Raw genomic sequence first — 7,941 nt, forward strand, 5'->3', positions numbered from 1 at the left:
TCGCGATGGTGGTCGCCGAGGTGTCCTACACCGGACGCGGCGTCACCGGCGACAGCACTGACCGACCGGTCGATGCAATCGCGCGCTCCGCAGAGCTTGTGCTGCTGGCGTCCGATGCAGGGGATTCGTGCGCGGCGGTTTCGGTGCGGCGGGCGGCGATCGCGGAGATCATTTCGGCGTTGCGGGCGGTGAGCCAGGCGGCAGCCACATCAGCACGAAATGGCCTCCTCCGGTAGGCCGATCGGTGGCCATGTCGTTACTCCTGGCGGTCGACCTCCTCGACAGGATGCCCAGACCTTCGCGACAACACGCTCATCGGGTCGCGACTGGGATACGTTGGCAGGGAACTATTTCGGAAGGATGCTGATGTCCACGGGGAATCGTGCACCCGCTCGTACCCGTCCCATCGTGGCAGGCCGGGGCCGCTCACTGAGACCACCGCTTCCGCCGGAACCGGCGGCTGCGCCGTCTCGGCTGAGCAGGTTTCTGCACTGGTCGGGCTGGTCGAGACTGGCGGCGATGGCGACAACCGCAGCCACGCTCGGTGCGTCCGTGGCTGCAGTCGCTGCCCTCTGGTTCTCCGGTCAGTCGTTGAAGGTCTCCAACAACCAGCAATCCCAATCCCAGCAGACTGCGGTCACCGACCGGTTCCGCCTCGCCGCCGAACAATTGGCGTCCGACCAGGTCACCGTGCGCGTTTCGGGTATCTACCTTTTCGAACGGCTGGCGAAGGATTCACCGGCCGACCACCCGACCATTCTGGCTCTTCTCGGCACCTTTATCCGTGCCCACGCCGGCAATGAGAAGTGCAGAGCCGATGCGGCCACCGATCCCCGGCCCGCCGCTCTCGCCACACCCGTCGATCTCCAAACTGCCCTGACCGTGATTGCGCGCCGAGACACCGTCAATGACGACCCGGTAGAAGCCCTGGATCTCCACCAAGCCTGCCTGCCGCGGGCGACGCTCTCCCTCTCCGATGACCGACCTGCTGCTTCTTTCGCCGGGGCCGACCTGTCGAATGCAGTCCTTCCACGCTCGGATCTCACCCGCGCGGATCTCGCAGAGGCGGACCTTTCTTTCGCCCTGCTCACTGGCGCGGATCTCGCCTACTCGAACCTCACCGGAGCCGGGCTCCGGTACGCGCAGCTCCCCGGCGCGCGCCTCGCCGAGGCGAACCTCGCCAGCGCCCATTTGCTCGGCGCGAACCTCGCTGACGCAATCCTCTCCGAAGCGAACCTGACCGGCGCGGACTTTTTCGGCGCGAACCTCACCAACGCCGTTCTCACCGAAGCGAACCTGACCGGCGCGAATCTCGAAGACGCGAACCTCGCCGGTGCCTGGCTCCACGCGGATCTTACCGGCGCGGATCTCACCAATGCCGATCTCACCGGCGCCAACCTGACCGGTGCCAACCTCACCGGGGTGGTATACAACTTTCAAACCCGGTGGCCTGACGGCTTCACCCCACCCTGACGTCCGCCCAGACGCACGCCAGGTACTTCACCCGGACTCCGCACGGCTCCCTATCGGGGGCGGGTACCCCGAATCGGGCCTCGCCCCAGGCTGTACGAACGCGCAACGCCGACAGGCTCAGAACCTTGGATTCGAGACAGATCGCGCGCCCACCTGTTCGGCTGACACGCCTGGCGGATTTTTGCCATCCCGGTCGAGGGCGAGGATTTTTCCGTGGGCATTCGGTGGCGCATTCCGTGGGCAACTCTGTGGGGTGGTCAATTCGACCCACGGCTCGTAGAGCGGAATCACCCGGTGGCCTGCGGTGGGGATGGAACGCGGTTACCCAGGAATACATGTCTCTTCCACATAGAGACATGTTCCGCCGTCGCGGCGGTCGCGGTCCGTCTTCCGGACATCGCGACCTGTCGGGGGTTGGGCTATGGTGCCCCACCATGCCCTACCGGCTGGCTGACTGGGCAGAATCGCATTTGCGGGGTGTGGACCCGCGAGGAAGTCGACCAGGTGCTCACGGCACGCCAACGGTGGCCGCGTCCGTCGACGGGCGGGCCGATCAGGGTCACACTGATAGCAGCACGAACCGCGTCGGGCAGGCCCGTGGTGGTTCCGGTCAGGGAAGTGGCTCCGTTCGAGTCGCTGGTGGTCTCGGCCGGTGAGCTGGTCGGTGCGGATCTGGCCGCGTTCGAGAAGTGGGAGGCGCAGAAGATGTCGAGTTCGCCGGCCACATCTGGGCATCGGGCGGCCGAGCCGAACTCCATGTCCGGGCCGGCAGATTCCACGGTTTCGACGCCCTCTTTCCCCGAACCGCACTGTCCGCGGCCGCCCGCCGAACACGCACAGCATGGCTGCGCCGAACGCTGATCGGGGCGTGAGGAGCAGTGGCGCGGAATCCGGCGGTAGCGCCGAATCGGCCTGGGCGTGATACCACATCGAACTCGACCTCGCCCCGGCGCCGACCGGGGCGATGGCTCCGTGAGCCGCCCCGGCCGGCGCCGGGGCGGTCACTCGGACTTGCGAATCTGGTCTTGCCGCAACAGCACGGGGGCTCTGCCGGTCGGAGCAGGTCGACGGGGCCGGGCATGGATGTGATTGATGCGCGGGCGTGCCCAGCCTGGCGGCCTGCTGGAGGAGACCCAGGACTCGGGGCGTCGGTGATACTGCTGTCACTAGGTACAGGCGATTGCGTGAGTCCAGGTCAGATGGCCCGCTTGGAGGTTCTCACAGAGGGTCTTTTTCGGTTTCCGAGGCGTGTCTGATCGTGCGTGGCCATCATCATTGATCCGGCTTTCGTGGGATGCGGCTGATGGCAGAAATCAGCGGTGGGGAAGGGATCGGGGGAGCCCGAACCACGGGAATACGCTGTTGTCGAAACGGGTCACGGCACTGATCCGGTCGCCGGCAAGCGTGAGGACGACAAGTCCGGTCCCGCGCCGGATGCCGTCGGTTGCCGAGCGCAAATAGGTCCCGAATGCCGGTTGGCCGTTGGCCCGCGTAGGCATCATGTGGTACGTCCGGTCGGCGCTCATGAGCGCGGCGTAGAAGCCGGCGACGGCGTCGCGGCCAACATATTCGAGGGGCATAGGCGGCATGGAGATGCGAACGTCGTCGGTGAGTAGGGCGACCAAGGCATCTATATCACCGGATTCGTAGGCGCGGGCGAACCTCGCTACGAGTGCCTGTTCGGCGGGTGAGGCGGGCGAGGGAGGCGAGGGAGGCGAATCGGCGTCCGTACTCGACGGGAGTCGCCGTTGCAGCGTGGCGCGTGCTCGTTTGAGGGCGCTGTTGACCGATTCGACCGTCGAGTCGAGCATGTCCGCGACGTCGGCTGCCGGGTATCCGAGCACCTCGCGCAGGATCAGAACGGCGCGCTGGCGCGCGGGGAGGATCTGCAGCGCGGTGATGAAAGCCAACGAGATGGACTCGGCCTGCTCATAGCGGGCTTCCGGGCCGAGCGGCATGGCGATCGCAGGGTCGAGGAGCCCGTTCGGATACGGCTCCAGCCAAACCACCTCGCCACGCCGGGTCGGCTCTGGGGGTTCGATCTCGGGCACATCCCACTCCTTTGCCGGGCGCCGGCTGGCCGAGCGAAGCGCGTTAAGACATTGATTGGTGGCGATCCGATACAGCCAGGTGCGGATCGAGGAACGCCGTTGGAACCGGTCGAGACCGCGCCACGCCGCGAGCAGCGTGTCCTGGAGCACGTCCTCGGCGTCCTGGAACGAGCCGAGCATCCGATAGCAGTGTCGGTGCAGCTCCCGCCGGTGTGGCTCGGTCAGCTGTCGGAACGCCTCGTCGTCCCCAGCCCGCGCCCTCGCGATCAGGTCGCTCGCGGTCACGTGTCATCACCCCTACCTGGTGTCAGGCTCGCCGCTGTCGGTCTTCTCTGTGTGGTGACACTGCCCGGGCCGCAAACTGGGCGCTCCATGCCCGCCCATTTTCTCGGAGGTCGCGGTGTCTGCACCATCGACGGTTCACATTCGCCTGATAGGAGAACACATGACTCTCGCGGACAAAACGGTTCTGGTGACCGGAGCCAACCGAGGCCTCGGACGGGCTTTGGTCGACGAAGCCCTGAGCAGGGGCGCCACACGGGTCTACGCAGGCACACGGCAGCCCCTGACTCACCCCGACGAGCGCGTCACGCCCCTGGCCCTGGACGTGACCGACGCCGAACAGATCGCCGCCGCTGGCGAGGCCGTTGCTTCGCTCGATGTCCTTGTCAACAATGCGGGCCTGGGAGGCTACGAAGACCTTGCTGATCGCGCCGCCCTGGAGCAGTATCTCGCAGTCAACCTCTTCGGCCCGTACGGCGTCACACAGGCCCTCTTGCCCCGGCTCATCGAGTCGCGGGCCGCGATCGTCAACGTGGTGTCGATGGCGGCGTTGGCGGCATTGCCAGTCAGTCCTGGCTACTCGATCTCCAAGGCCGCCGCGTTCTCCATGACACAGTCCCTGCGTGCCACCCTCGCCGGTCAGGGCGTACATGTCCACGCCGTGCTGGCCGGCCCCGTGGACACCGACATGGTGCGCGATCTCCCGATCCCGAAGGCGTCACCATCGTCAGTTGCCCAAGCCATCTTCGACGGAGTGGAGAAGGGCCACGACGAAATCTTCCCCGACCCCTTCTCGCAGGCGTTCGCCGACGGCTGGAACGGCGGCACGGTCAAGGCGCTCGAACGCGAGAACGCGGCGCTGATTTACGCGGCACAGAACCCGTAACAGAAAGGGCGGACCACATCAATGAGCACGAATTTGCTGCTCGAGGACAAGAACGCCGTCCTCTACGGAGCCGGCGGCGCGGTCGATACCGCGTGCCGGCTGCCGACCGTGCGTGCACAGTTTCCCGACGTCGCCGACCGGGCCGCCCGCGAGCAGATGTCCTACCGCGGGTTCCTAGCCGAGTTACTGATGGCCGAATGCGACGACCGTGCCCGCCGCCGCAGTGAACGCCGCATCCGATACGCGGGATTCCCGCGGCAGAAGTCGTTGCGGGAGTTCGATTTCGACGCCAACACCAACATCGACCCAGCAGTGATCTCCACCCTCGCCAAATGCGACTGGATCCGCAAAGGGATGCCGCTGTGTTTGATCGGCGACTCCGGTACCGGCAAATCGCATCTGCTGATCGCGCTGGGCACCGAAGCGGCCATGCAGGGATTCCGGGTGAAATACATCCTGGCGTCGAAACTGGTCAACGAACTCGTCGAAGCCGCCGACGACCGACAGCTGTCCAAGACCATCGCCCGCTACGGGCGGGTGGATCTGATCTGCCTCGACGAACTCGGCTATATGGAACTCGACAAGCGCGGGGCGGAACTGTTGTTCCAGGTTCTGACCGAACGCGAGGAGAAAGCGAGTGTGGCGATCACCTCCAACGAAAGCTTCTCCTCATGGCCGAAGACGTTCACCGACCCCCGGCTTTGTGCCGCGATTGTCGACCGGCTCACCTTCGGCGGCAACATCCTCGAGACCGGCACCGACTCCTACCGACTCACCCACACCCGCAGCCAACGCTAAGCCGAACTCTGCGGCCCGTCCGGCGAAACTAGGGGATGCGCCCTGCTCCGCCACCCGGAGGAAACCACTTTCATGCGGCGCGGAATGCCTGCGACCGCTCGATAAGCGGATTATCGCTCGCTTGTACTCAACTGTTGCCAGAGTGCGGCCGCACGGCCCGCGCCGTGCTCAACGCGGGCAAAATCGGCTCGGTTCCCTGGGCTTTGCGCGCTTCGGTGATGAGGGGGATCTGCCAGAACAGCTGGATGATGCCAGCGATCTTGACGGCCCGGGTTTTGGTGTCGCTGTGTAACCAGTCGACGGCCATCTGGATCTTGGCCGGCATGACGGCTATGAAGAATATCCGCGCGAGGAAGGCGGAGATTCGGCGGGTTCGGGGAATGGCCAGGCCGGTGCCGACACCGAGTGCAGCTGCTCCGGACACGCGAGTGTACGCGCGTGGATTGCCCGGCAGCACAGGCGGAATGATGCCATCGAAGAACCTCGGGGCGATGAAGTGGAGACTCCCGCCCATCAGTAGTACTGCTGAAAGGCGCAGCGCCGCCCGGCCTGGCACGGCGTCTCTGTTTTCGGTGGACATCATACGATTCCCATGGCTCACAGCTGGTCTGGGTGGTGGGCGGTGTTCACGACGTCGATCCTTTCAGAGGTGGAAGGCGCAGGCTGCTGGGTATCCGGCCGGTCGATTCCCTGCTCGGTGGATCGGAAGATTAACGGTCACTCGGCGTCTCGCGAGGTGTCCGCGAGCCGGCAGGCCTGGGCCTCCAGCAGCGAACGCACGAACCCCAGGTGTGCCGGCAGTGCCCGATCCCATATGGTCCGCGCGCCCGGGTCGTGAAACTGAACGAAGGTCGCCAACAACACGCCGCTATCGCTACACCGGAACAGTAGCTGCCCTTCGAAACCGAAGGCAGACTCGGCTTGCAGCAGAACACATTCCGGGCTGGCGTGCACGATCGGCCACCCCGCAATGGTGTGTGCGGTACCAACGGGGGCCCGGCGCAGCGCAATAACCTGCCACGCCCGTTCGAGTGTCGCCCACATATCAGCGGGCACGTCCTCCATGATTGCCCGAGCCCATTGCTCGGCCGGGCGCTCGACAGCGCGATCGGCGCTCAGCAGATGCGCGTCGCTGTGCTGAATGTCGGCCAACGTGCTGAATGCAACCGTCTCGGCGCCGATATCCACTGTGTCGACTCTCAATCGCATAGCGTCGGCACATTCCTCGTTTACCTCACGGTGCGTCATACGACACTCCTGTCACTCGGTCTCGCCAGCGAACGGTGTAGGACCACCCCTGATAGATGCGGAACAGTACTGTATCTATAGTGGGTGGGGTAATCAAGAACCTTCGACTGATTGGTTGACTGCCGATGGCCCCTCCGGTGCGGACGCCCCGTCAAGCCTGGATCGACGCCGCCTTGGCGACCCTGTCCGAGTTGGGACCCGATGCTGTCCGTGTCGAAACCCTTGCAGCGCAACTGGGTGTGACAAGAGGCGGATTCTATCGACAGTTCTCCGGCCGCCAGGAGTTGCTCGACGCTGTCCTCGACACCTGGGAGCACCGCAGCATCGAGGAGGTTCGAAACCGCGTCGAACGGGAAGGCGGCGACGCCAAGAGCAAGGTCCGCAAGGCCGGCAGGCTGACCTTCTCGAAAGAACTACTCCCCATCGATCTCGCCGTACGGGAATGGGCCCGCCGGGAACCCATGGTGGCTGAACGATTAAAGCGTGTCGACAATCGCCGGATGGACTACCTGCGCGATCTCATCGGCACGATCAGCAACGATCCGCGTGACGTCGAGGCCCGCAGCATGCTGGCGTTCTCGTTGGTGATCGCCGATCACCTCATCGCCGCCGACCACCGAACTGGCACCCGTGCCCAGATCATCGAAAGCGCCGCCCGCCTGGTCCTGGGGTAAGGCTCACCCGTTCGGACGGCGGATCATTCCAGGAATGTCACTGTCTCGGCCAGGGGAGCTCGAGGTAGGTAGGGGTGCGTCGCGGCAGGGTGCGCGAAGCCGATGGACATGCCGCAGAACAGTAATCGCTCCGCGGGTGGCGCGATCACCTCGTCGACGGTGCGGTGGTACTCCGCCCACGCGATTTGGGTGCAGCTGTGCAGCCCTTCCGAGCGCAGCAGCAGCAGCACGGTCTGCAGGTACATGCCCGCGTCCACCCATTGCGGCGCAGGCATATTGCGGTCGAGATAGCAGAACAGCGCCGTGGAAGCGCCGAAACAGTTCCCGGCCCGAACCCGTGCCCGGGTTTCCGTGTCGTCGTGGGCGATACCGAGCGCACCGTATCGACGAGCTCCCATCTCCGTCAGGCGTTCCCGGTACGGCGAGGCCAGGCGGGGGGGTGTCCCTATCGTGTTCGTCAAGCTGCTGAGGTTGCGGGTGTCCGGTAGGGCTGTTTGTTGCGGAGCATGGCGAACAGGACGTCGCAGCG

Annotated in this window: 9 protein-coding genes; 5 read left to right on the plus strand and 4 right to left on the minus strand. The window is 65.2% G+C overall.

Features of this window, described 5'->3' with window-relative positions; translation table 11 throughout:
• The first annotated feature begins 5 nt into the window (after positions 1-5).
• Together ACGF7Y_RS33945 and ACGF7Y_RS33950 are read left to right on the plus strand one after the other, a co-directional pair.
• Positions 6-236, plus strand: coding sequence for a hypothetical protein (locus ACGF7Y_RS33945; protein ID WP_393241278.1), 231 nt, complete (start codon positions 6-8; stop codon positions 234-236).
• Positions 237-519: 283 nt separating this feature from the next.
• A complete protein-coding gene (locus ACGF7Y_RS33950) occupies positions 520-1,473 on the plus strand; it encodes a pentapeptide repeat-containing protein (RefSeq protein WP_393241281.1) in 954 nt (317 codons plus the stop codon).
• A gap of 1,313 nt (positions 1,474-2,786) precedes the next feature.
• Here the strand turns inward: ACGF7Y_RS33950 and ACGF7Y_RS33955 are convergent.
• The gene (locus ACGF7Y_RS33955; RefSeq protein WP_393241284.1) at positions 2,787-3,809 is read right to left on the minus strand and encodes a sigma-70 family RNA polymerase sigma factor; all 1,023 of its coding nucleotides are present in this window, start codon (positions 3,807-3,809) and stop codon (positions 2,787-2,789) included.
• A 160-nt stretch (positions 3,810-3,969) separates the two neighbouring features.
• On the opposite strand from ACGF7Y_RS33955, the gene ACGF7Y_RS33960 reads away from it, so the two are divergent.
• Entirely contained in the window at positions 3,970-4,692 is a 723-nt protein-coding gene (locus ACGF7Y_RS33960) for an SDR family NAD(P)-dependent oxidoreductase (RefSeq protein ID WP_393241286.1), read from the plus strand.
• Between the two features lie 21 nt (positions 4,693-4,713).
• Positions 4,714-5,490 (plus strand): IS21-like element helper ATPase IstB, encoded by a 777-nt coding sequence (gene istB, locus ACGF7Y_RS33965; protein ID WP_393241289.1) that lies wholly within the window; start codon positions 4,714-4,716, stop codon positions 5,488-5,490.
• A 127-nt stretch (positions 5,491-5,617) separates the two neighbouring features.
• Here the strand turns inward: istB and ACGF7Y_RS33970 are convergent, their stop codons facing one another.
• Together ACGF7Y_RS33970 and ACGF7Y_RS33975 are read right to left on the minus strand one after the other, a co-directional pair.
• Positions 5,618-6,073: a hypothetical protein gene (locus tag ACGF7Y_RS33970; RefSeq protein ID WP_393241292.1), complete on the minus strand. Its 456-nt coding sequence runs from the start codon at positions 6,071-6,073 to the stop codon at positions 5,618-5,620.
• Positions 6,074-6,207: 134 nt separating this feature from the next.
• Complete coding sequence (locus ACGF7Y_RS33975) at positions 6,208-6,738, minus strand: hypothetical protein (RefSeq protein WP_393241295.1); 531 nt, start codon at positions 6,736-6,738, stop codon at positions 6,208-6,210.
• A 125-nt stretch (positions 6,739-6,863) separates the two neighbouring features.
• Here ACGF7Y_RS33975 and ACGF7Y_RS33980 point away from each other — a divergent pair, with 125 nt between their 5' ends.
• The gene (locus ACGF7Y_RS33980) at positions 6,864-7,412 is read left to right on the plus strand and encodes a TetR/AcrR family transcriptional regulator (RefSeq protein ID WP_393241298.1); all 549 of its coding nucleotides are present in this window, start codon (positions 6,864-6,866) and stop codon (positions 7,410-7,412) included.
• Between the two features lie 23 nt (positions 7,413-7,435).
• On the opposite strand, the gene ACGF7Y_RS33985 is transcribed toward ACGF7Y_RS33980, so the two are convergent.
• Positions 7,436-7,810 (minus strand): nitroreductase family protein, encoded by a 375-nt coding sequence (locus ACGF7Y_RS33985; RefSeq protein ID WP_393241301.1) that lies wholly within the window; start codon positions 7,808-7,810, stop codon positions 7,436-7,438.
• Positions 7,811-7,941 lie beyond the last annotated feature (131 nt).

The sequence above is a fragment of the Nocardia sp. NPDC047654 genome (genome assembly GCF_043205035.1).
GTDB lineage: Bacteria > Actinomycetota > Actinomycetes > Mycobacteriales > Mycobacteriaceae > Nocardia.

Coding starts and splice junctions, on each gene's coding strand:
- ACGF7Y_RS33945 (WP_393241278.1), top strand. CDS start 6: ATGGTGGTCGCCGAGGTGTCCTACACCGGACGCGGCGTCACCGGCGAC.
- ACGF7Y_RS33950 (WP_393241281.1), top strand. CDS start 520: ATGGCGACAACCGCAGCCACGCTCGGTGCGTCCGTGGCTGCAGTCGCT.
- ACGF7Y_RS33960 (WP_393241286.1), top strand. CDS start 3,970: ATGACTCTCGCGGACAAAACGGTTCTGGTGACCGGAGCCAACCGAGGC.
- istB (WP_393241289.1), top strand. CDS start 4,714: ATGAGCACGAATTTGCTGCTCGAGGACAAGAACGCCGTCCTCTACGGA.
- ACGF7Y_RS33970 (WP_393241292.1), bottom strand. CDS start 6,073: ATGATGTCCACCGAAAACAGAGACGCCGTGCCAGGCCGGGCGGCGCTG.
- ACGF7Y_RS33975 (WP_393241295.1), bottom strand. CDS start 6,738: ATGACGCACCGTGAGGTAAACGAGGAATGTGCCGACGCTATGCGATTG.
- ACGF7Y_RS33980 (WP_393241298.1), top strand. CDS start 6,864: ATGGCCCCTCCGGTGCGGACGCCCCGTCAAGCCTGGATCGACGCCGCC.
- ACGF7Y_RS33985 (WP_393241301.1), bottom strand. CDS start 7,810: ATGGGAGCTCGTCGATACGGTGCGCTCGGTATCGCCCACGACGACACG.